The 20,862-nt window shown below is 44.3% G+C and carries 20 protein-coding genes; 13 read left to right on the plus strand and 7 right to left on the minus strand.

Annotated elements, in window-relative coordinates; genetic code table 11:
• The coding region (locus tag L9Q40_RS03945; RefSeq protein ID WP_498792146.1) for a pyridoxamine 5'-phosphate oxidase family protein at nt 1–514 on the minus strand (514 nt) is incomplete at its 3' end.
• 110 nt (nt 515–624) lie between these two features.
• Here L9Q40_RS03945 and pdxR point away from each other — a divergent pair.
• On the plus strand, nt 625–2,055 hold the full coding sequence (gene pdxR / locus L9Q40_RS03950; RefSeq protein ID WP_498792148.1) for a MocR-like pyridoxine biosynthesis transcription factor PdxR: 1,431 nt from the start codon (nt 625–627) through the stop codon (nt 2,053–2,055).
• Nucleotides 2,056–2,059: 4 nt separating this feature from the next.
• On the opposite strand, the gene yjeH is transcribed toward pdxR, so the two are convergent.
• Nucleotides 2,060–3,322 (minus strand): L-methionine/branched-chain amino acid transporter, encoded by a 1,263-nt coding sequence (yjeH, locus tag L9Q40_RS03955; RefSeq protein WP_498792150.1) that lies wholly within the window; start codon nt 3,320–3,322, stop codon nt 2,060–2,062.
• Nucleotides 3,323–3,501: 179 nt separating this feature from the next.
• Between yjeH and L9Q40_RS03960 the strand changes: the two genes are divergently transcribed.
• The 3 genes from L9Q40_RS03960 (at nt 3,502) to L9Q40_RS03970 (ending at nt 5,622) form a co-directional block, all read left to right on the plus strand.
• The gene (locus L9Q40_RS03960) at nt 3,502–3,957 is read left to right on the plus strand and encodes an Lrp/AsnC family transcriptional regulator (protein ID WP_014233760.1); all 456 of its coding nucleotides are present in this window, start codon (nt 3,502–3,504) and stop codon (nt 3,955–3,957) included.
• 41 nt (nt 3,958–3,998) lie between these two features.
• Nucleotides 3,999–4,913, plus strand: coding sequence for a LysR family transcriptional regulator (locus L9Q40_RS03965; protein ID WP_014233761.1), 915 nt, complete (start codon nt 3,999–4,001; stop codon nt 4,911–4,913).
• Between the two features lie 94 nt (nt 4,914–5,007).
• Nucleotides 5,008–5,622 (plus strand): LysE family translocator, encoded by a 615-nt coding sequence (locus tag L9Q40_RS03970; protein WP_020334140.1) that lies wholly within the window; start codon nt 5,008–5,010, stop codon nt 5,620–5,622.
• 120 nt (nt 5,623–5,742) lie between these two features.
• Here L9Q40_RS03970 and L9Q40_RS03975 read toward each other — a convergent pair whose 3' ends face one another.
• The gene (locus L9Q40_RS03975; protein ID WP_434171507.1) at nt 5,743–5,964 is read right to left on the minus strand and encodes a hypothetical protein; all 222 of its coding nucleotides are present in this window, start codon (nt 5,962–5,964) and stop codon (nt 5,743–5,745) included.
• A 262-nt stretch (nt 5,965–6,226) separates the two neighbouring features.
• The gene (locus tag L9Q40_RS03980) at nt 6,227–7,660 is read right to left on the minus strand and encodes a glyceraldehyde-3-phosphate dehydrogenase (RefSeq protein ID WP_498792154.1); all 1,434 of its coding nucleotides are present in this window, start codon (nt 7,658–7,660) and stop codon (nt 6,227–6,229) included.
• 812 nt (nt 7,661–8,472) lie between these two features.
• Here L9Q40_RS03980 and L9Q40_RS03985 point away from each other — a divergent pair.
• A complete protein-coding gene (locus tag L9Q40_RS03985) occupies nt 8,473–9,456 on the plus strand; it encodes a Gfo/Idh/MocA family protein (protein ID WP_498792156.1) in 984 nt (327 codons plus the stop codon).
• Nucleotides 9,457–9,710: 254 nt separating this feature from the next.
• On the opposite strand, the gene L9Q40_RS03990 is transcribed toward L9Q40_RS03985, so the two are convergent.
• Both L9Q40_RS03990 and L9Q40_RS03995 read right to left on the minus strand, forming a co-directional pair.
• Nucleotides 9,711–11,048, minus strand: a complete 1,338-nt coding sequence (locus tag L9Q40_RS03990; RefSeq protein WP_065297793.1) for an MATE family efflux transporter — start codon at nt 11,046–11,048, stop codon at nt 9,711–9,713.
• A 132-nt stretch (nt 11,049–11,180) separates the two neighbouring features.
• Nucleotides 11,181–11,495, minus strand: a complete 315-nt coding sequence (locus tag L9Q40_RS03995; protein ID WP_020334143.1) for a DUF496 family protein — start codon at nt 11,493–11,495, stop codon at nt 11,181–11,183.
• A 392-nt stretch (nt 11,496–11,887) separates the two neighbouring features.
• On the opposite strand from L9Q40_RS03995, the gene L9Q40_RS04000 reads away from it, so the two are divergent.
• The 8 genes from L9Q40_RS04000 (at nt 11,888) to L9Q40_RS04035 (ending at nt 19,945) form a co-directional block, all read left to right on the plus strand.
• Nucleotides 11,888–12,091, plus strand: a complete 204-nt coding sequence (locus L9Q40_RS04000; protein ID WP_417877906.1) for a hypothetical protein — start codon at nt 11,888–11,890, stop codon at nt 12,089–12,091.
• A gap of 157 nt (nt 12,092–12,248) precedes the next feature.
• Entirely contained in the window at nt 12,249–12,896 is a 648-nt protein-coding gene (locus L9Q40_RS04005; RefSeq protein ID WP_498792159.1) for a YceH family protein, read from the plus strand.
• Nucleotides 12,893–13,207 (plus strand): GIY-YIG nuclease family protein, encoded by a 315-nt coding sequence (locus L9Q40_RS04010; RefSeq protein WP_014233770.1) that lies wholly within the window; start codon nt 12,893–12,895, stop codon nt 13,205–13,207. Before L9Q40_RS04005 ends, L9Q40_RS04010 begins: the two co-directional genes overlap by 4 nt.
• A 295-nt stretch (nt 13,208–13,502) precedes the next feature.
• A complete protein-coding gene (locus L9Q40_RS04015; RefSeq protein WP_498792162.1) occupies nt 13,503–14,600 on the plus strand; it encodes an autoinducer 2-binding periplasmic protein LuxP in 1,098 nt (365 codons plus the stop codon).
• Entirely contained in the window at nt 14,600–17,173 is a 2,574-nt protein-coding gene (gene luxQ, locus L9Q40_RS04020) for a quorum-sensing autoinducer 2 sensor kinase/phosphatase LuxQ (protein WP_498792164.1), read from the plus strand. Before L9Q40_RS04015 ends, luxQ begins: the two co-directional genes overlap by 1 nt.
• 174 nt (nt 17,174–17,347) lie before the next feature.
• On the plus strand, nt 17,348–17,803 hold the full coding sequence (locus L9Q40_RS04025; RefSeq protein WP_014233773.1) for a MarR family transcriptional regulator: 456 nt from the start codon (nt 17,348–17,350) through the stop codon (nt 17,801–17,803).
• Between the two features lie 33 nt (nt 17,804–17,836).
• A complete protein-coding gene (locus L9Q40_RS04030) occupies nt 17,837–18,895 on the plus strand; it encodes an HlyD family secretion protein (protein WP_498792166.1) in 1,059 nt (352 codons plus the stop codon).
• 12 nt (nt 18,896–18,907) lie between these two features.
• Complete coding sequence (locus tag L9Q40_RS04035; protein ID WP_498792168.1) at nt 18,908–19,945, plus strand: DUF2955 domain-containing protein; 1,038 nt, start codon at nt 18,908–18,910, stop codon at nt 19,943–19,945.
• 28 nt (nt 19,946–19,973) lie between these two features.
• Here L9Q40_RS04035 and L9Q40_RS04040 read toward each other — a convergent pair whose 3' ends face one another.
• Complete coding sequence (locus tag L9Q40_RS04040; protein WP_498792170.1) at nt 19,974–20,633, minus strand: PilZ domain-containing protein; 660 nt, start codon at nt 20,631–20,633, stop codon at nt 19,974–19,976.
• Nucleotides 20,634–20,862 lie beyond the last annotated feature (229 nt).

Genomic DNA, 20,862 nt, shown 5'->3' on the forward strand with positions numbered 1-20,862 from the left:
CATCATCATTCACCCCAAAATTACTTATTTTCACAGACGCTTCTTTAAGCGAGATACGCAGCAGCATGGTTGCGCTCAGCTCTTTTTCACTGCTCAACCTGATCTGTTCGGTTCTACCTGGTGCGATTTGCTCAATGAAATGATTCAACAAATCATTTTTATCTTGGTTATCTGGCACGATTTCAAATTGACCAAATACAACGGCACTGCGGTAGTGCGCACTATGGTGAAATGCAGAGCGAGCCAGTACCCACCCATCGAACAATGTAAAAGTGAGACAGGTTTGATCGCCTTGTTTGAGTGTACGCAGCAGTCTGCTGTTGTTCGCGCCATGAATATAGACAAACTCTCCCACACGCCAGGCCAGCATCGGAATCACCACCGGCCCAGACTCATTGGTGATCGCGATATGGGCAATCAAACTCTCATCGATAATCGCATGCAGTTTTTCAACTTCGGAGACCGCCTTATGTGCGCCTTTCTTTATTTGTGTTCTTTTCGTACTTGATAACATTACTGCTCTCCTTGGCGTCATCCCAAAGTTGGGACCTCAATCTTTTTTTATCAGTGTCGAGTTGCAATGTACCGTCTAACTGGTAGTTTAAAGAGAGCCAGTTTTAAACAATGGATGGATCCGGTTTGTCTTTGATTGATGTGGGTGATTTATGTGTAAGTTCAGCCAATGGAACGCTGCAGCAATCGGTGTTTTTTGCGATTAGGGAAAAGATCGTCAAAGGTCTTTGGCCTAAAAATGGAAAGTTGCCTTCTACACGTAAACTATCTCAAGAACTCAGTCTGAGCAGAAATACGGTTATATCGGCATACGAACAATTAGTTGCGGAAGGGTATCTGATTAGCCAGCAGGGCTCGGGGTTTTATGTCGCAGTAGAATTACCCGAACAGTATTTGCCGGAAAAGGTGTCGGTTAAGTCCGCAAAAGCTCCTTTAATAAAATATGACATTAACGCGCCATTTGCCCCTGGAGTTCCGGACTTGGCCGCGTTTCCTAGCGCCCGATGGCAGAAGTATCTGAATCGTCATCTGACGCGGACGTCTTTGCTTGGTAATCAACATATCCAAGGAAGCTGGTCACTTCGTTGTGCTTTATCGGCTTATTTAGCTTCAAGCCGTTCGGTTAATTGTACCCCTGAACGAATCATCATTACTTCTGGAGCTCAACAAGCGCTGAGTATTGCAACAATGGCAACTCTGAATCGAGGCGACAAGGTATTGATGGAGCAACCTGGCTACGCTCAAATGCGCAAGTTAATTCAGTTTCAGCAGTATCAATTTGAACCGCTGTTGGTGAAGGAAAAGTATGGATTCGATATTGATGTGGTAACGAGCAGTGATGCGCATGCTCTCTACATCACACCAAGTAATCAGTACCCAATGGGCACCACTTTGAATACCGAACAGAGAGGGAAGATCATCGATTGGGCTGTTCAGAATTCGTCCTGGATTTTAGAAGACGACTACGACAGTGAATTTCAGTTCGCCCATCGTCCGTATACCAGTCTACAAGGGTTAGCCGCACAAATGGGTAGGGATGATCGCGTTCTCTACGTTGGCTCTTTCAGCAAAGTTATGTTTAACGGTTTAAGGCTCGGATATCTTGTGGTTCCAGAAGCGCTGGTAGATAAATGTTTGATGGTGAAAGATGCGTTAAGTGGCGATTCACCCAGCCACGTCCAAGAGGCAATGGCTGATTTTATTGCTGAAGGGAGTTTGCTGCGCCATATCCGGAAAATGCGACGGGTTTACAAAGCGAAACATGAGCAGATGTGCCTTTCAATCCAAGCGCATTTGGGAACAAAAGTGAGTGTAATAAGCCAGGCTGCCGGACTGCATATAACATTAAAATGGCGAACGGGCATTGATGAACTGACATGGACGAAACGTGCTGAAAATGACGGCATCGTATTACGTCCATTATGTTACTACGAGCACCCAAGCTACCAAGAGCGTGATTGGAATGGCGTGGTGCTCGGTTATGGCAACGTGGCTTTAAAAGAAATTGATCCGCTTGTACAACGTTTGTCTGAGCTGTTTTAAGGGGTCATTCAATCACTTTTGATTCGCGTTTTGATCTTAATTGCTTCCATGGCAATGACAGCAGGACAAAAATCGTTAGCGCATACAGCATGGACCAACCTAAGCAGACAAAGACGCCGGTGCAAAGAATCAGAGAAATTCCAGCCAGAGCTTTGCCAACGCCTTGCAGCAGCTTGTATGCCGCGAGCATGGCAAGCAGATAAACTAACACAAAAATGCTGTTCGCGAGTTTAAGGAAAAACTCTAAATCAAGTTGAGATAGTGTACCTGCCACACAGGACACAAACAGGATGAAGCCAACCAGCAATGTTGCAGAGGAAGGAACGCCCCGATGCGAGACTTTCGCCAGTTTGCTGTCTGGACGATATTCACGAGCTTGACTCCAGACCATTCGGGACAAGCTTTGAGTGTATAAATTGACACTGGCAAAACAAGCAGAAAAGCCGATCACGCTGATGATCCACTTGGCACTGTCTCCCAGTAGCTGTGCACTTAGCCAAGGTATGGAGGCATTATCAAACTGAGGGGTGCCATAAGCGCCAAACTTTAATATCACAACCGAACATGCCCAATAGGTTGCGCCAGCAACGAAACATCCGACAATAATCGCGATAGGAAAGTCGCGTTGTGGGTTCTTAAACTCTTCGCCCATGTGTGCAAATGCTTCTATGCCGACAAAACACCAAAACATCACAGCAAGCGCTGACGTGATTGGCCAAATCGAGTCGGTTGTCACGGCAGGCATGGTTAGATCAACACTGCTGATTTCTCCTTTCCATAGAAATGCACCAACCAGCGCAAATACACTCAGTGCGATTACTGTTTGCAAACGCCCTGATGACTTTGTTCCTAGCAAGTTAACCAATATCAGCAGCGCGATGGTGAGTACTTGAGCGAATAAGTCATTATTTAGTGGCTCAGGCAGAAGTTGTTTGAGAAAACCCGAGGCAAGTGCGATAGCGGCTGGGATCCCCACCGGGATCACACTGACAAACAGCCAGGCAACACTACTTTCTAATTTTGCATTAAAGGCCTTTCGGACGAAGAAAGCGGTGCCGCCAGCGTTGGGATATCGCTTACCTAATTGAGCAAACGTCAGAGCAATCGGGCAAATTGCCGCGAACAGTAATATCCATGCCCAGAGTGAAAAATGCCCTGCAATACCTGCCGCAATCGCCGGTATCATAAATAGACCTGTGCCCATCAATGTGGTGGAAAGTTGGGCGATGCCGGATATAAGTGAGATGTCTTTTTTGAGCTGTTCCATGCTGGTCTCTGACGGTGTCGAACTAAGGGAAGTCTAAGAATAAATGAGTTCTCAAATACAAAATGCGTTACTGCACCGCCAATATGACGGTTGTTTCAAATAATTCCAACAAAATGTTGGTTTCTTATGCATTTAAAATCGTTATAAAATGAAGAAAATAAGGAAGAAGCGGTAAGTTTATGGACAAGTTTGATCACAAGATCATTGATATCCTCCGGCACAATGCTCGGCTGTCAGTCACTGAAATCGCAGAAAAAGTGAACCTCTCTCGCTCGGCGGTGACGGCTCGAATTCGTAAGCTCGAAAATGACAAAGTTATCTTGGGTTATCATGCAGAAATCGCCTCTAATGAAGGGGATTCAATCTGCGCTTATTTTGCTCTGAAGTTCGATACCTCAACCTCAACGTACTACTGCGAATCTTACGCAAATGAGTTATATAAAATTGATGGGGTGAAATGGTGTCATGCCATTAGCGGAGAAACCGATATGATGGTCTTTGTCGAGGTTCCCAACATGAACCGACTGAATGAGGTCAGAGACCAAATTCAACGCTTTCCCGAGCTTCGCCATCTCATGACTCATACTGTATTAACCGAGTTTTTTAATACCACTGGGAATAAGTTCGTTAAGTGATCGGCAAAGCCAGACGTAAGTACCATTCAATCGGATAAACAATGCTAAACCACATCAATTTAAACTTGCTGAGATCCTTACATGTTTTGCTCGAAGAGTGTCATGTAAGCCGCACTGCGCAGCGACTGAACATCACGCAGTCTGCGGTGAGTCGTCAGTTGGCTCAACTCCGCGAGCTGTGTGGTGATCCGCTTCTTATTCGCCAGGGTAATCAGCTGATTCCTACCCCAAGAGCGATAGCACTAAAAGAAAAACTGGATGCGTTACTTGCGGAATTTGACCATCTTTTGGATGACAAGCCATTTGAACCTAAAGACTGGCAGGGAGAACTCGTGATTGCGTCAAGTGATTACGTTGCCCAATATGTTCTACCGGATATTGCGTCGCACCTCAGTGAGTTCGCGCCACAACTTGATATGGCTTATCGGCTTTGGCAGCCAGACTTTCTGGACAAACTGCATGAGCTCGGCATTCACATCGCTTCTTCTATGTACCCCTCCAAACCAGAAGGCGTATCGAGCATCAATATCGGCTCGGATAATTCGGTTTGTCTGATGAAAGATTCTCATCCGCTGGCTAAGTGTAAAAGTATCAGCGCGAAGCAACTCGTCAGCTATTCGCACATTAAGGTGACGGGAGGTGGTGACAAGGACTCCAGTGCTGATCTGGCGTTAAAAGAGATGGGTCTGGAGCGTCATATCGCATTTAAAGTGCCTTTCTTCTCTGCAGCCGTAAACAGACTGGTAACGAGTGACAACCTTATGGTCGTGCCGGAACATATTGCGCTGAACCTTGCCAAGCATTGGCGTTTAGTCAATAAGCCACTGCCTTTTGCAACCCAGACACATGAATATTGGTTGATGTGGCATCCAAAATACGACACCGATCCTGCCCATCGTTGGGTTAGAGAACAAATTCGGACAGTGATGAAGCTATCGGAATACTCTATTCATTAAGTTATGATTTCAAGTCATGACCTTTATGAAAAACTTTGATTTCTATTTATACCCCTTCACTTGATAGATTGATACCAAATGAGGAGAGGATTTTATGACACTAACAGTTTGGCTATCACTTTTTACCGTATGTTTGTTGGGCGCTATGTCTCCAGGGCCTAGTTTGGCGATTGTCGCTAAACACGCTTTGGCTGGTGGCCGTCTTAATGGGTTGGCGACAGCGTGGGCACACGCATTTGGTATCGGGATATATGCATTTATTACTCTGATCGGCTTGGCAGTAGTTTTACAGCAAAGCCCGCTACTGTTTAAAGCGATCAGCTTGGCGGGGGCAGCGTACTTGGCCTATTTGGGGTTTAATGCTCTGCGTTCGAAAGGCGGTGTAGCGGCTAAGCTTGAATCTGGGCAGGAAACCACCGTTGCACAGTCGGCAAGAGAAGGCTTTTTTATTTCTATTCTCAGTCCTAAAATTGCACTGTTCTTTATCGCCTTATTTAGCCAGTTCGTTGCTTTGGGTAATGATCTGAGTAATCAAATGATCATTGTTGCTACGCCGTTTATCGTTGACGGTTTGTGGTACACGTTCATTACTATCGTACTCTCCAGCTCGCGAGTGGTTGATCGTATTCGCTCAAAAGCGGTGTTGATCGATCGCTTGTCTGGCGTCGTGCTTATGTTGTTGGCTCTGCGCGTGGTTGTAACGATATAAATTTGATTTCCAGAACATAAAAAAGCACCCAGCTTGTTCAAGGCTGGGTGTAAGCAAGGAGTTTCTCAGGAGCTTTGTTAGCTTTTGGGGACGAGGGGGTTGAGAAACACTTTAATTCTCTTATCGGCGAACTTCTTCAAATTCGCCTTCTATCGCGTCTGCTTTTCCAGTATTAAATTCATATTCTTGCTGCATCTCTTTCTGCATGTACTTGACGCGCTTCTCAATACGTTTTCCGGTAATCAGTGCCGCGATGGTCAATGGAATCGCCATGATGAGGCTAAATACTAAAGCAAAAATGCCTGTAATCAGTGCCAGTGCTGTAACGATGATCCGATTCATAAACTTGACCTCTCTATTCGTCTATGTGTTCAGATTACCCCTGTGAATATGAACGAAACATGAACAATCGGGCTCACTATGTCTGAGGAATGTCAAAGTCTGAAGAAAGTTAAATCGTATGAATAAAAAACGCCTGAGGGGAAGCTCAGGCGCATAAATGGGGAGTTAAGATTAGTAGTGCGCTTTCGCGCTTATTATAAAGAACAAATGTTGAGGTATAGTTCGCTACACCATGTGGTTAACGTTGTGGAGCAATGTTCACCTATCGAGGGAATGTTTGGTAACGAACACCCATCATTTGTTCCATACAGTGCACAACTTGGCAGCTGTAACCGAATTCGTTGTCGTACCAGATGTACAGTACACAACGCTTGTCTTGTGCGATAGTCGCTTGACCATCAACTACGCCAGGGTGACGAGAACCAACTAAGTCTGTTGAAACGATTTCAGTTGAGTCTGTGTAATCAATCTGTGCTGATAGCTCAGAATTCAGAGCCATTTCACGTAGGTAGTCGTTCAGTGAATCACGATCCACGTCTTCACCCAGGTTTAGGTTTGCAACTGCCATTGAAACGTTTGGCGTAGGTACGCGAATCGCGTTACCTGTTAGTTTTCCAGCCAGTTCAGGCAGTGCTTTTGCTACTGCTTTTGCTGCGCCAGTTGAAGTCAGAACCATGTTCAGAGATGCACTACGTCCACGGCGATCGCCTGAGTGGAAGTTATCGATCAGGTTTTGGTCGTTAGTGTAAGAGTGAACCGTTTCGATGTGGCCTGAAAGTACACCGTACTTATCGTTCAACGCTTTCAATACTGGTGTAATCGCGTTTGTTGTACAGCTTGCTGCTGAGATGATGGTGTCTTCTTCTTGAATCACAGATTCGTTTACACCAAATACAACGTTCTTGATATCGCCTTTACCAGGTGCAGTCAGAAGCACTTTCTGTGCGCCGTTACATGCTAGGTGCTGGCTTAGACCTTCTGCATCACGCCAAACGCCTGTGTTGTCTACAACAAGTGCGTTGTTAATGCCGTAAGTGGTGTAGTCAACTTCGCTTGGGTTGTTTGCGTAGATGATTTGAATGAAGTTACCGTTCACAATCAGTGCTTTGCGCTCTTCATCAATGATGATACTACCATTGAATTGGCCGTGTACCGAGTCACGACGAAGTAGGCTAGCACGCTTCTCTAAGTCGCCTTTTTTACCACCACGTACAACGATTGCACGAAGTCTTAGTGGGTAACCAGGGCCGCTCTTTTCAATAAGAAGACGAGTTAGTAGACGCCCGATGCGACCAAAACCGTAAAGAACCACGTCGCGAGCTTTCAGAGAAGAATCTGCATCACGAGCACCTTGAAGTGCTGTTTGTAGGAAATCACTTAGTGAAGAAGTGTCTTCGTGCTCATTCCAATACTTAGTTGCCAGATGACCAATATCAACGCGGCTAGACGAAATGCTCATTTCACATAGTGCTTCAATGATAGGCATTGTTTGCTCTAGAGAAAGAGGGCTTCCAGTGTATCTTCTTGCTACGCGGTGAGTTTTGAGAATGTCGATAGTTGTGGCGTTGATAAGCGTCTTACCGAACAGAACCACTTCGATTCCTTTTTCACGATACAGCTTACCGATTAGAGGGGAGATAGATTCAGCAATCGTTTGGCTAGTTTGCCAGTCTTGGAGATATTTCTCTGGACTCATTGTTGTATTGGACCTTTCACGTTTTGGGGGCTAACCATACTCGCCGCTAGTACCTCTACGGTAGAGCGTAGGAGTCTGGTGGTAATGTAATCGGGTTGTAATAATTATGGGGCGGATTCTACGGCTGAAGGGCTTATTCTGCTAGGAAAAATAAACCTAGTGGAAATCACTGTTTTATGGCTTATCTGTGGAGGATTAATGTGACTAAGGCGTCGTATTTAAGGTGTTGACATTTTTAAAAATGCAAACTTATTTTGCGATGATAATGCTTACTATCATGGGTTTTGATTGAAATATAAGATCTCATTTACATAAATATGTGATGTGAATCGATAACGCAACTCTGGAGGTAAACATAAAAGTCTTAATTATGTTCTTTATCAACTGAGACTAATGGATGGGATGAAATGTGCTTCTGAGGTTCAGATTTAATATCAAAAATTTGCATCAAATCACAATATGAACTGGGATTTATAGCGCCAAAAATACCATTAACCATATAAAGATTAGGCTTATTGTTCACGGGAAGAGCAAAATCAGAATGATCATTCGAGCTAGCGAGCCACAAAACGGGTTCAAATTACCAGCCCTGGGAGGAGAGGTTGTTGAGGTTTATCAATAAATCGACGATTAGCTGCGATAAATTCTATATCTCAAGTGACGCTGTCACAATTATGAGTCATAAATTGTGGAACACGTAGCGCAGCGATTCTTTCGCTATCTGGCGTTGTTTATTCAGATAAACCTTGTTTAAATCGATTAGATAAGCTGAAGTCACTTGGCGTTTACGATCAAAATTAGAAGGAAATGACATGTTTAATCTCGCGATTATTGGGACGAACTGGATATCTCAACAATTTGTTGAAGCAGCGATACAAACGGGGGAGTTTCGTCTCAAAGCCGTATATTCGAGAGAGTTTGACAAGGCGCGTTCATTTGGTACGCCATACCATGCGGAGACTTTCTACGACAGTTTAGACGCTTTGGGCAATGATCCGGATATTGATGCGGTTTACATTGCGAGTCCAAATTCACTTCATGCACCTCAAGCGCTGCAAATGCTAAAAGCGGGTAAGCATGTCATTTGTGAAAAGCCGATGGCCTCAAATTACGCCCTTGCACAAGAAATGTTTAAGTGCGCTGAAGAAAATGAAGTCGTGCTTTTTGAGGCATTTATGTCGCCTTATACTCCCAACTTTACTGTGTTGAAAGAAAGCCTGCCTACCATAGCTCCGTTAAGACACGCTACGATCAACTATTGCCAGTATTCCTCTCGCTATCAAAAGTATTTAAACGGTGAGAACCCGAATACGTTCAATCCGGATTTTTCCAATGGTTCGATTATGGACATCGGCTATTACTGTCTGGGTTCGGCAATTGAGTTGTTTGGCGAGCCAAATCAGGTTCAGGCCAGTGCGGTTGTCTTACCATCCGGTGTGGATGGATGCGGGAGTGTGACCCTTGCCTACGATGATTTTAACGTCAACCTTCTGCATTCAAAAGTAAGCGACTCGCTTATTCCAAGTGAATTTCAGGGTGAGCAAGGTAGCGTCCTAGTCGATATGATCTCCACGGGTCGTGGCGTCGAACGCATTCTTCGTGGTAAAGAGAAAGAATTACTGACCCTGCCACAAACCGAAAACCACATGTTTTACGAAGCGAAAGCTTTTGCCGAGCAACTTAAGTTAGGTGTGATTGATGAGAGCACCAAACAACGCTCATTGACGGTAGCAAAAGTCCTGACTGAAGTCAGAAGACAAACTGGCGTTGTTTTTGCAGCGGACAAAACGGCTTGATGTATTATACCAATCGTAGTAAATAACTGGTCATTCTAGCTTGTTAAAATACTCGATAACCGTGTTGAAATTTTTGATTGTAGAATAACTACTTATCGAAAAATTTCGCCTTGTTCTCAAGCATTTTTCCTACGCTATTTCTGAACACTTACTTACTGTGATTGGTATTAGAAGGTTGTATTTAACTCAACGAATGAAGCCCTCAATATAGAGGGCTTCATTATTGTGATATCTGATCTTATTGGTTTATCGACTTAGTACGTTTTATGCCTTTCGGACAGCGATGCGATAGTGCGACGATAAGTGAGATAAGCAGCGATGCCTGCGCAGATATTACCCAGACAAGCACCAAGCAGAAGACCTCTGATTCCCCCAAGCTGAGAACCAACCCATAAACACGGCAGGAAAAAGACGAACAGACGTAACGCCGAAACGGTTAGCGCCGTGTATGACTTACCTAATGCATTACAGATAGAAACCATAAGCATACATACGCCCAGAGAGCCTAAGCTAATCGGGACGATCATCAAATGCATTTCTAACACTTGCTCAACCTGAATATCGCTGGTCATTAATAATGCCAGAGGATTCGCGACAGCAAAGGTAATAACGGCAATTAAGAGCTGGAAGATCAGAATAAACTTAACCGCAATACTCACCAGCGATTGAATATCATCATAGTTTTTTGCGCCAAGTAATCGCCCTACCATTGGCGGTAGAGACATAGTTAATGCGAGTACAGAGACAATGGCGAAAAACTCAAAACGCGATCCCAGCGCCCATGCCGCGACGGCAGCCGTACCAAATCCAGCCAGTAGCTTAGTTGCGAGCATGGAAGACAAAGGAGGTAAGAGTTGGCTTATCATCGCAGGCCCCATGATATTGCCGATGGAACGGACACTCTTAACTACGTTTAGATCTTGCCATTGCGTTGTGGCCCAATGGCTCTTTTTGACTCGTGGAGCCACGACCAAAATACCAAAACTGAACGCGACAATTGTCGCAAGCGCTGCGCCATTAATGCCGAGATCGAAGGTAAATATGAAGATCGGATCGAGAACTAGGTTCACACCGCTGGTGATCATCATCATGGTGCCTGGCAACATGGTATTTCCGTGGGCTCGACAGATGCTGTAGTAAAAGTAGAGGAGGGCACCAGTCCAGGAGCTCAGTAACCACCATGGCCAGTAACTATCGATGATAGGCATAACCGTATCCGGTGCGCTGAGCATGGATAATATCGGGTAACGAAGCAACCAAATTAACACACTGATTATCGCAACTCCTACCGAGCCAATCATTAGAACTAAACCGCCAAGTTGTTTAGCATAGCGTGTTTCATTGGCTCCTAGTGCTTTAGAGATAACCGCTGTTGTTGCGATGCCTAAGCCAACCTGAATACCGATCACGACCATTTGCAGTGGCAGTGTGAATCCTTGTACCGCCAAAGGTAAGACGCCAAGTTGGCCGATAAAAGCACTGTCCACAAGCTGAAAACTCATCAGTGATAAAACACCAAAGAGCATGGGCCATGTCATCGAGAACAATTGCTTGGCTAATGTAGGTTGAGGACTGATCGTAGTTGAGGACATAGAAAGCTTATTCAGTTATTAGGTTTGGGATAACGTTGGTGCAATTGTACACACCACTTTGATCCGTGACAAAAACAAACCCCGAGCAAGTTGTCTTACTCGGGGTTCAAATTATAACAGAACTATTGGTGTTTATTTCTTGCCGCTAGTTTGCTTGTCTTCTTCCGTCAGTTCACGAATGCGACGGCTGATGTCACGACGTGCTTTAGAGATTTCTGCGCTCTTGATGATGTGGTCATCAACACGATCTTCGTAATCTGCTTTCATGTTTTTGATGATCGCTAAGATGTCGTCGTGAGTCATCTCTGGCTTGATGTAGTCTAGAAGGTTTTCTAGCAGGTCTACACGTTTGCGGTTATCACGGACTTTTTTCTCGTTATCAAGAAGCTCGCGTTTCAGTTTGTTCTTGCGACGAGCTTGGCTAACGATTTCAAATACGCTACTCATAGTTCCCTTTCCTAATTTGTGAATATCTTTCTCGATTAAAGCACAACATCCCGTAGCATAACAGTCTTTAGATCAATCACGACGATGAGTTGAACACTTCTCGACCAATCATTGGTTGACAAGCCTTACAGCAAGAAATTATCGCTAGTTTGTGCCAGCTCAGCCTGATTTGGCGTGCCTTCAAAGCCAAGGAAATTTCGTGATTAAAACGACTCATGCACTACTATTTCCGCACTCGAATTGTCGGCCATCGCTCAACAAAACCGGTCTTTGTGAGACTTAGTTTGGATAAATATGTGTTTAACGCTGGGTTAGAATGAATCGATGCGTTGTCATGATTGAGCCTTCACTATATTATCAGCATCATTAAATACAAAATGATGACACTTGATATGGACTCTCGTAACACTGCGGAGCAAGTCGACAGTCAAGATAGTGAACAAGTCACGAGCTCTTTGGCTGAGAAGTTAAAAACAGCATACATCAATGCGCGCAATCAACTCGAAATTACAGAAGTTGAACTCAATCGTTCGAAAATAATGATGATTGATGAAGATGGTAATCTGAGAAAAGTACCTATTCTCTCCGAGCACTAAGACCAAACCCGATTCATAAAAGGAGTCAGGTCTTAGTCTATGCTTTAGCCTGACTACCTTATAACCAAGTTATTTCAAAACCGTTTAGGTTTCAATCTGACACCTTGAAGTGACTTGAGTATAAAATTCAAATGCAAAAAATAATAAGGAATGCATTATGAAAGTTGAGCTAACGGCAATAGAAGCACGAGTAATTGGTTGCCTGATCGAGAAAGAAGTGACGACTCCCGATCTTTATCCCCTTAGTCTGAATGCACTCACCAACGCATGTAATCAAAAAAGCAATCGTGAGCCGGTTATGTCTTTGTCCGAGTCTGATGTATTAGATGCGGTAGATGCGCTGATTGAACGTCGACTAGTCAGTGACGAAAGTGCTTTTAATAGCCGAGTGAGCAAATATCAGCACCGTTTTTGCAATACAGAGTTTGGCGACCTGAAACTGACTGAGCAAGAAAAAGGCATTGTATGTTGCATGCTGTTGCGCGGTGCTCAGACCCCAGGTGAGATTCGCACCCGAACTAACCGCCTGACCACGTTTCGCGATGTTAAAGAGGTGGAAAACGTCCTGGAACACTTAGCGAGCGAAGAAAAAGGCCCATTAGTCGTAAAACTGCCACGAGAGGCTGGTAAGCGTGAATCTCGTTATATGCATTTATTCTGCGGTGAAGTGGATTTCTCTGTGATCGAGACAACAGCGACTGTGTCACCGAGCTCAGATCGTGTTAGTCAGCTTGAACAAGAAGTGGCAATGCTTAGAGAAGAACTCGATGCTTTGAAATCTCAGGTAGAATCTCTGCTTGGATGAGTGATTGTGTCGAACAAGTTTGGAGTGTTTATCTGATACGAAATAACCGGAATGCACTCTATTGTGGTGTAACCAACAATATTGAACGCCGGTTTAAACAGCATCAAGATGGCAAAGGCGCTAAGGCACTAAAAGGTAAAGGGCCATTAGTTCTGGAATGGACCATGAAATTTGATTCCAAGAGTCTGGCGATGAAAGCTGAGTATTTTATTAAGCAGCTAGCTAAAACGAAAAAAGAGCTATTAGTTGAATCAAAAGCGTCTCTTGGCCTAGATGAACACCACAGCTTGATATTTACCGTTCGTCGTTAAACGCCGATAAATGGTCGAATAAACGCATGACACCGACTTACGAAGAGCCGCCGATTCCTATAAGGCGGCTTCTTTTTATCTAAAAGATGCGTTCATAATGTTATGAAATATAATGCAATATTCGTTTGTTATGTAAGACTCATCTGACGCATAATGCATAACGAAGAAAATGTTATTGAAACCAGTACTTAGTGGAAGGTAGATTACAATAGTTCAACGCGCCCAAGTAACGGATGACTCGGCTAGATAATAAATAGAGTGAATTAGACTCGATATAAAACTAATAGAGCAACAGATGAAAAAAGAGTTAATATTCTCCCTTGTATTAGTAGCTGGTATTGCCCCAGCAGCACATCCATCGCAAGTCCTGAATGGATATTGGGAATATCAAGAGTTTCTGAAAGAATTTCCGGAGCAAAAGCAACTAACCAACGCACTGGCTGAAGCTGTCAGAGAAAAACCGATTCCGGTGACTAGCGATAAAAAGCGTGAACTGAAGATTTCTGTCGTTTACCCAGGGCAGCAAATCTCAGATTACTGGATCAGAAACATAGATGCTTTTGAAAAACGGTTAGATAAGCTAAATATTAACTATCAGCTCAATCAGGTTTTTACCCGTCCAAACGCCGATATCAAACAGCAAAGTCTGTCTTTAATGGAGGCTTTGAAAAGCAACTCGGACTATCTCATCTTTACGCTCGATACCACCAGACATCGCAAATTTATTGAGCATGTTTTAGATTCGAAGAAAACCAAACTGATCTTACAAAACATTACGACACCAGTAAGAGATTGGGATAAACATCAGCCGTTTCTTTATGTTGGTTTTGACCATGCTGAAGGCAGCAGAAAACTGGCGAAAGAGTTTAGTCAACGCTTCCCCCAAAACACTCACTACAGTGTGCTTTACTTTTCAGAAGGCTACATTAGTGATGTAAGAGGGAACACATTTATTAACCAGGTAAACCGTGACAGCAACTTTGAGCTACAATCTGCATATTACACCAAGGCGACAAAGCAGTCTGGGTATGAGGCGGCAAAAGCCAGTCTGGACAAGTACCCTGATGTCGATTTTATTTATGCTTGCTCAACAGACGTCGCTCTTGGTGCCGTTCAAGCGCTAGCAGAACTCGGGCGTGATGATATTATGATTAATGGCTGGGGAGGGGGCTCTGCAGAGCTAGACGCCATTTTAGATGGAGAGTTGGATATAACCGTCATGCGTATGAACGACGATACTGGTATTGCGATGGCAGAAGCCATAAAGTGGGATCTGGAAGGGAAGTCAGTACCAACTGTATATTCTGGTGACTATGAAGTCGTCACCACATCAGATTCTCCCGAAAGAATAGAAGCCTTAAGAAAGCGCGCATTTAGATACTCAGATAATTGATGACAAACACATCAACCAGAAAGCGTCGCTCTTTGTCGACGCTCATAACTAAAATTATAATTCTCGTTCTTGCTCCGATAATTTTAGGCATATTCGTTCAGAGTTATTACTTCTCCAAACAGATTATTTGGCAAGAAGTCGACAGGACAAAGCAACAAACTTCTGCCCTGATTCTGAATATTTTTGACAGTCATTTCGCTGCGATACAGATCCACCACGACAGCAATTCTAAAAGCGATGTGGTGCTTGATTTTTATACGAAGCGGGATGAAGAAGCCTTAAATTTCTTTTTTCTGAGCATTGACCAGAGTGATCCTGCACACACGCCTGAAATTCGCTTCCTCACTAACCATCAAGGCATTATCTGGGATGACGGAAACGCCCATTTTTATGGCATTAATGACTCGATACTCGATACTATTTCCAATAGCGTCACATTCACCAATAACTGGTACTACATTACGTCACTAACGCCAATGGGCGCTCGTCATTTGCTGGTGAGAAGAGTTCCCGTACTTGAACCCACAACGGGCGAAGTGATGGGTTACTCCTACAATGTTGTCGTTTTGGACAACAACTTTGGCTTGATGGAAAGGCTGAAAAACGAAGGTAACGTCGATAATGTTGTACTCATCTCCAATAACTTACCTCTAGCCAACTCGTTGGCTGGCGATGAGTCTTATAAAATATTTGATGTTCTGAAACGTAGAGAATCTCAAGAGAAGCTCGACCAACTATTGATTATTAAGACACCAATTGAGGTGAACGCGGCTCATACGGATTTATCACTATTGACGGTTCAGGATAATCAAAGTGTCGTTACCCTGCAGGTTCAGCATCTTTTGGCGATGATGGCTTCGGTTATCGGGATGATCTTGATCGCCTTACTGACCAAAGAGTGGATAGAGAATAAAGTAGCAGAACAGCTTGACTCCTTAATGTCGTACACACGTTCAGCTCGCGAAGAAAAAGGGTTTGAGCGATTTGGTGGCTCAGATATTGAAGAGTTTGATGATATTGGGACGACGCTAGAAAACACTTTTGAAGAGCTTGAAGCACAAAAACGCTCATTCCGTGACCTGTTTAACTTTGCTTTATCGCCGATCATGGTGTGGTCTGAAGCTGGGGTTCTGATACAAATAAACCCAGCGGCGAGAAAAGAGCTGGTGCTCGAAAATGATAATAAAACCATGCCTCCCGTGTTTAAGAGCTTTAAGGAAAAATTACTTCCTCACCTGCGTATGGCATCGCAAGGCGCAACTCTTACCGGAGTGAATGTACCGATTGGCGAAAAAGTGTATCGCTGGAACTTATCTCCCATTCTGGTGGATGGTGACCTCAGCGGTATCATTGTTCAAGGGCAAGACATCACAACGCTTATCGAGGCTGAAAAGCAAAGTAATGTCGCCAGAAAAGAAGCAGAAAAATCCGCTCAGGCTCGCGCTGATTTCCTCGCTAAGATGAGTCACGAAATTCGAACGCCAATTAACGGTATTTTAGGTGTCGCTCAGTTATTGAAAGGAGCGGTTAAATCGCAAGAACAGAGTAACCAGATAGACGTGCTTCGTCATAGTGGTGAGCACTTACTTGCTGTTTTGAATGACATTCTAGATTTCTCGAAAATCGAGCAAGGGAAATTTAATATTCAAAAACACTCGTTTTCCTTTACCGATACCGTTCGCACTTTAGAGAATATTTATCGTCCGATTTGTGAAAGTAAAGGCGTGGAACTGGTCATTGAAAACCAGTTGGATCCTCAAGTTGCACTCTTTACCGATCAGGTTCGCCTCAACCAAATCATGTTTAACCTGCTCAGTAATGCAGTCAAATTTACGCCATCAGGAAGTGTTCGGCTAAGCGCAGTATTGGATCAGTTTGAAGGGGTTGAGAACAGTGTGCTGGTGGTTGAAGTGTCCGATACGGGTATCGGTATCGACCCGAACAAACTCGAGCAAATGTTTGAACCGTTTGTGCAGGAAGAGGAAACGACAACGCGTGAATACGGCGGTAGCGGTTTAGGGCTGACAATCGTCAAAAGTTTGGTCGATATGTTAGACGGTAATGTCCAAGTTTACAGTCAAAAAGGGGTTGGAACGACATTTGTTGTAACGTTGCCAGTGAGAGACCGTGAACGTCTTTTGAGTGAAAATACACCCGACCAACATATCAACCCTGAGGATATGTTTAATCAAACGTTGAAAGTCCTGCTTGTTGAAGACAATCATACTAATGCGTTTATTTTAAAAGCCTTTTGTAATAAGTATGAAATGCAGGTTGAATGGGCAAAAGACGGGCTCGAGGCGATCGAACGGTTAAAGCACCATAGCTATGACTTGATCTTAATGGATAACCAACTTCCGCATCTCGGTGGTATAGAAACCACAAAAGAGATTCGCCAAAACCTCAAACTAGGCACGCCGATTTATGCTTGTACGGCAGATACTGCAAAAGAAACAGGTGATGCGTTTATGGAAGCGGGGGCGAACTACATCTTACTTAAGCCAATTAAAGAAAACGCATTCCATGAAGCGCTATTGGATTACAAACAGCGATTCTTAGTCGACTGGGTATAAGAAACACATCAGCTCCTATCAGGCACAACGCAAGTTGTGCCTTTTTTATTACCTAAGCTCCCTCTGCAACAAACTTCTCTCCTTGAACTTAATGTGATTTTTGTCACAAAGTTATTTACTTAGCATGCTAACTAATTTATATTACTTAGCATGCTAAGTAATTGAGTGTTTGTAATGATTCAAGACATCGACATTTTGAGAGAGCTTTCCGTTGCCGAAAAGTTATCTCGCGTCTCACGTTTATGGAAAATGGTCGCAGACCGAGAGCTTGAGCCACTGAACCTGACGTATCCGCGCTGGACGGCCTTATGGAAGTTACATCGCATGGGGGACAACGTCAGCCAGAAGCATCTCGCGGAAGCACTAGAGATAGAACTGTCGTCATTAATGCGAACCTTAAAATTACTCGAAGAGCAGTCTCTGGTAATACGACGTTGTTGTGAATATGACAAGCGCGCCCGTATTGTCAGCCTGACTGATGACGGTAAAGCTCTTATTACTCAACTAGAGAGCCGAATCTATGAGGTTCGTAGAAAATTACTGTCGGACATTAATGATGATGAGCTTAAGGCCATGGGATTAATCCTAGAGCAAATTGCTCGCAATGCACTCGATACACTTAGCGAATAAGTCAGAAAACCTAAAAAAGAGAAGTTGAATCCTATGACTCCAGACCAAAAGTTCGCGCGCTGGATTAAATATTCATGCGTAGCGTTTGTCCTTGTCTTTGCTTACTTTCTAATTGCCGACCTGGCAATGCCTCTTACGCCTCAAGCAATGGCAACTCGTGTGGTAACCAAAGTGGCGCCTCGTGTTAGTGGGCAAATCACAGAAATCTACGTCACAAACAATCAGGAAATCCATAAGGGTGAAGTACTGTTCCAGATCGATCCAGAGCCTTACCAACTGGCGGTTGAACGTGCTCAGCTCAATCTGGATCAGGTGATTCAAAACAATGACCAGCTGGATGCATCAATCGCCGCTGCTAAAGCGGATGTGGAAGCAAGCAAGATTGTTGCAGAGCAAAAGGTGAGAGAAGCGGCGCGTTTGAATAAGCTGTTCCACCGAAACGGTACTTCTCAACAGCAACTAGATGATGCGCAGAGTAGCGCTACTGCTGAAAAAGCCAACCTGTTAGCAGCACGTGCTCGCCTGAAGGAGCTTGAAGTAAGCCGTGGTGAAATAGGTGAAGATAATGTCAGCGTGCGTGTTGCGCAGAACCAACTCAAGCAAGCTGAGCTCAATTTGTCTTACACAAAAATTATTGCTGAGCATGATGGTATCGTTGCCAACCTTCAGTTGGAAGTGGGTGCTTACGCCTCTGCGGCAAGTCCTCTGGTTGCATTAGTCTCAGATGACGTTGACATCATTGCGGATTTTCGAGAAAAGAGCCTGCGCCACTTTAATCGTGACAGCCGAGCATTGGTTGCTTTTGATAGCTTGCCGGGTGACGTTTTTGAAGCTCGAATCACAAGTATTGATGCTGGCGTAAGTTCTGGTCAGTTCGATGCTGATGGCCGACTTGCCACACCGACAGAGACGGATCGTTGGGTTAGGGATGCACAGCGCATGCGTTTGCATTTAGCGATTGACGATCAAGAGCAGCACTCGTTCCCTGCCGGAGCGCGTGCAACCGTCCAACTGTTACCTGAGAATACGATCTCTGGGTGGTTTAGTAACCTACAGATTCATTTCTTGAGTGCTCTGCATTACATCTATTAATCAGGAGGTGGTATGAAGTTATGGGACCACCCCATGTCTGAGAATGATCTCAGGCAGTGCCTTCGAATCGCCACTGGCGCTACGATAGGCTTTACCGTATGTAAACTTTTCGGCTGGAACTACGGTGTGTTTTACACGGTAACGCCGATGCTGCTGCTCGGCATGGTTCCTGTGATGAGTTTGCATGCGGCTAGGCAGATGATATTTGCCGCCGTAGTTTGTGGCCTGGAAGTTGGTATTCTTGCTGGACTGTTTGGCAGTCATCCATTCATGATGACGATGATTGCTTTTGGATTGTTTCTGTACAAATTTGCTTGTATGTCGAAGGGAAGTTTATTCCTGTTTGGTGCGAGTAGTGTATTGAACCTCAGCATCATGCTGCACTTTTCCAGTTATGTCAGTACTGACCTAAATGATCTTATCTTCAGTAATCTGGAAGCGAATGTCCTTTCAGTTGTTGTTGCGTATTTAGTGACGTTTCTCATCCCAGATGCGGAGCCTCGTCAGCCGCCAGCCAGACCTTCGGAACCGAAGAAAAGCCATCGCATGCGTCATGAAGCCTTGATGGGAGCAAGCATCGTAACTATGTCGTTTCTGGTTTTCCAGGTTTTCGACTTAAGTGACTCTCTGTCGGCACAGGCGACGACGATATTGCTGTTGTTTCCGATGCATTGGAATGGTGCCCTCGGTTATGCTCGTAAAAGAGCGATGGGTACGTTGCTGGGGGTAACATTCGGTATTACCAGCCAGCTAGTACTTTATGACTGGTCAGATACCTTGTTATTCGTCGTACCTCTGCTGTGGATTGGCGCAATGATTTTCAGCTATATGCACGTTAAAGAATCCAGTGGATCCGGAGCGGGCTTTGGTGGACTCACCACGTTAGGCATTTTATTTGGTCAATACTTAAGCCCAGATGGTGATTTGATCTTTAGTGCTCTGTATCGGGTGAGCAGTATCCTGTTTGCCATTGTTGCAACGTTACTCGTGACCTATCTGATACATCGATTCCTCAACAGCTTCGAAGCAACTCGCTTTGGCGAACAATAGCCGTTCAATTTGCTTTTAGCATTAAACGTTAGTTGCTGGACAGAAAGTACTGTTCCAGCAACGCTACTTTCAACTGGTCAGTCATTGCGATTGGCTTGTCAAACTTAATGCCAATGATCCAGCCTTTGGCTAACTTTTTGATGTTTGCAATTAAGCAATGATTGTCGCTGCCTACATAAGCACTAAGTGCTGAATCAACCTTGACGTTATCACCCACTTGGAATTCCGGTTCAAATAAGGTCGAGATGCCAATCCCGGCTATCGAAAAGTCGATCAGGCTTCCGTCGTAGACATGACCGCCATGGTCAATAGTGCAGTCCATTTTCAACTTGTAACGTTCAAATTCGCGCACGGGTTTTGTGGCAAACGTGGTCGGTATTCGGACGAATAAAAGAGGGGATGGGTGGCTAATGTGCATTAACACACTGGATTTGAATGCAACTACGTGCCCGAGTTCGGTGTCAGATACGCCACGAACAACGACATCTGCATTATTGAGTCTTCTAATCGCATGATCTTCCAGAAGCTTTGTTGGAATATCAATAATCAGATAGGCGTTTTCTTTAAAGCCCAAATAAGTTGTAACGTATGAGCTGCTCTTTTGTGGACCAAGTTCCATCTCTATGGATAGCTTAGTTCCTGGTTTCAAGAAATGACTCAGTTCATCTTTCGTGTGCGTTGCTGGCATGTCGTCAAATAATATAATCCCTTATTGTTTGGGAGGCTATCAGAACACCAATTGTTCAGGCAACATACTTTATGTAAATAACTGCCTATTAGAGCTTTTTAATCTCTTCAAACACCACGCTATCCTCGTTACAGTCACAAAAGTGATTGCAAAGTGACCACTCGTCTAATAATTCCATGTTCGCAAGTATCAAACTTGTGGTCATAAAAATCTGTTTAAAAGGCTAACT

It is taken from the genome of Allocatenococcus thiocycli, from assembly GCF_921292965.1.
In the GTDB taxonomy this organism is placed as follows: Bacteria; Pseudomonadota; Gammaproteobacteria; order Enterobacterales; family Vibrionaceae; genus Vibrio; species Vibrio natriegens.

What these genes read in the sequence shown, in the direction of transcription:
- pdxR (WP_498792148.1), top strand. Translation starts at nt 625, where the DNA reads ATGGATGGATCCGGTTTGTCTTTGATTGATGTGGGTGATTTATGTGTA.
- yjeH (WP_498792150.1), bottom strand. Translation starts at nt 3,322, where the DNA reads ATGGAACAGCTCAAAAAAGACATCTCACTTATATCCGGCATCGCCCAA.
- L9Q40_RS03960 (WP_014233760.1), top strand. Translation starts at nt 3,502, where the DNA reads ATGGACAAGTTTGATCACAAGATCATTGATATCCTCCGGCACAATGCT.
- L9Q40_RS03965 (WP_014233761.1), top strand. Translation starts at nt 3,999, where the DNA reads ATGCTAAACCACATCAATTTAAACTTGCTGAGATCCTTACATGTTTTG.
- L9Q40_RS03970 (WP_020334140.1), top strand. Translation starts at nt 5,008, where the DNA reads ATGACACTAACAGTTTGGCTATCACTTTTTACCGTATGTTTGTTGGGC.
- L9Q40_RS03975 (WP_434171507.1), bottom strand. Translation starts at nt 5,964, where the DNA reads ATGAATCGGATCATCGTTACAGCACTGGCACTGATTACAGGCATTTTT.
- L9Q40_RS03980 (WP_498792154.1), bottom strand. Translation starts at nt 7,660, where the DNA reads ATGAGTCCAGAGAAATATCTCCAAGACTGGCAAACTAGCCAAACGATT.
- L9Q40_RS03985 (WP_498792156.1), top strand. Translation starts at nt 8,473, where the DNA reads ATGTTTAATCTCGCGATTATTGGGACGAACTGGATATCTCAACAATTT.
- L9Q40_RS03990 (WP_065297793.1), bottom strand. Translation starts at nt 11,048, where the DNA reads ATGTCCTCAACTACGATCAGTCCTCAACCTACATTAGCCAAGCAATTG.
- L9Q40_RS03995 (WP_020334143.1), bottom strand. Translation starts at nt 11,495, where the DNA reads ATGAGTAGCGTATTTGAAATCGTTAGCCAAGCTCGTCGCAAGAACAAA.
- L9Q40_RS04000 (WP_417877906.1), top strand. Translation starts at nt 11,888, where the DNA reads ATGGACTCTCGTAACACTGCGGAGCAAGTCGACAGTCAAGATAGTGAA.
- L9Q40_RS04005 (WP_498792159.1), top strand. Translation starts at nt 12,249, where the DNA reads ATGAAAGTTGAGCTAACGGCAATAGAAGCACGAGTAATTGGTTGCCTG.
- L9Q40_RS04010 (WP_014233770.1), top strand. Translation starts at nt 12,893, where the DNA reads ATGAGTGATTGTGTCGAACAAGTTTGGAGTGTTTATCTGATACGAAAT.
- L9Q40_RS04015 (WP_498792162.1), top strand. Translation starts at nt 13,503, where the DNA reads ATGAAAAAAGAGTTAATATTCTCCCTTGTATTAGTAGCTGGTATTGCC.
- luxQ (WP_498792164.1), top strand. Translation starts at nt 14,600, where the DNA reads ATGACAAACACATCAACCAGAAAGCGTCGCTCTTTGTCGACGCTCATA.
- L9Q40_RS04025 (WP_014233773.1), top strand. Translation starts at nt 17,348, where the DNA reads ATGATTCAAGACATCGACATTTTGAGAGAGCTTTCCGTTGCCGAAAAG.
- L9Q40_RS04030 (WP_498792166.1), top strand. Translation starts at nt 17,837, where the DNA reads ATGACTCCAGACCAAAAGTTCGCGCGCTGGATTAAATATTCATGCGTA.
- L9Q40_RS04035 (WP_498792168.1), top strand. Translation starts at nt 18,908, where the DNA reads ATGAAGTTATGGGACCACCCCATGTCTGAGAATGATCTCAGGCAGTGC.
- L9Q40_RS04040 (WP_498792170.1), bottom strand. Translation starts at nt 20,633, where the DNA reads ATGCCAGCAACGCACACGAAAGATGAACTGAGTCATTTCTTGAAACCA.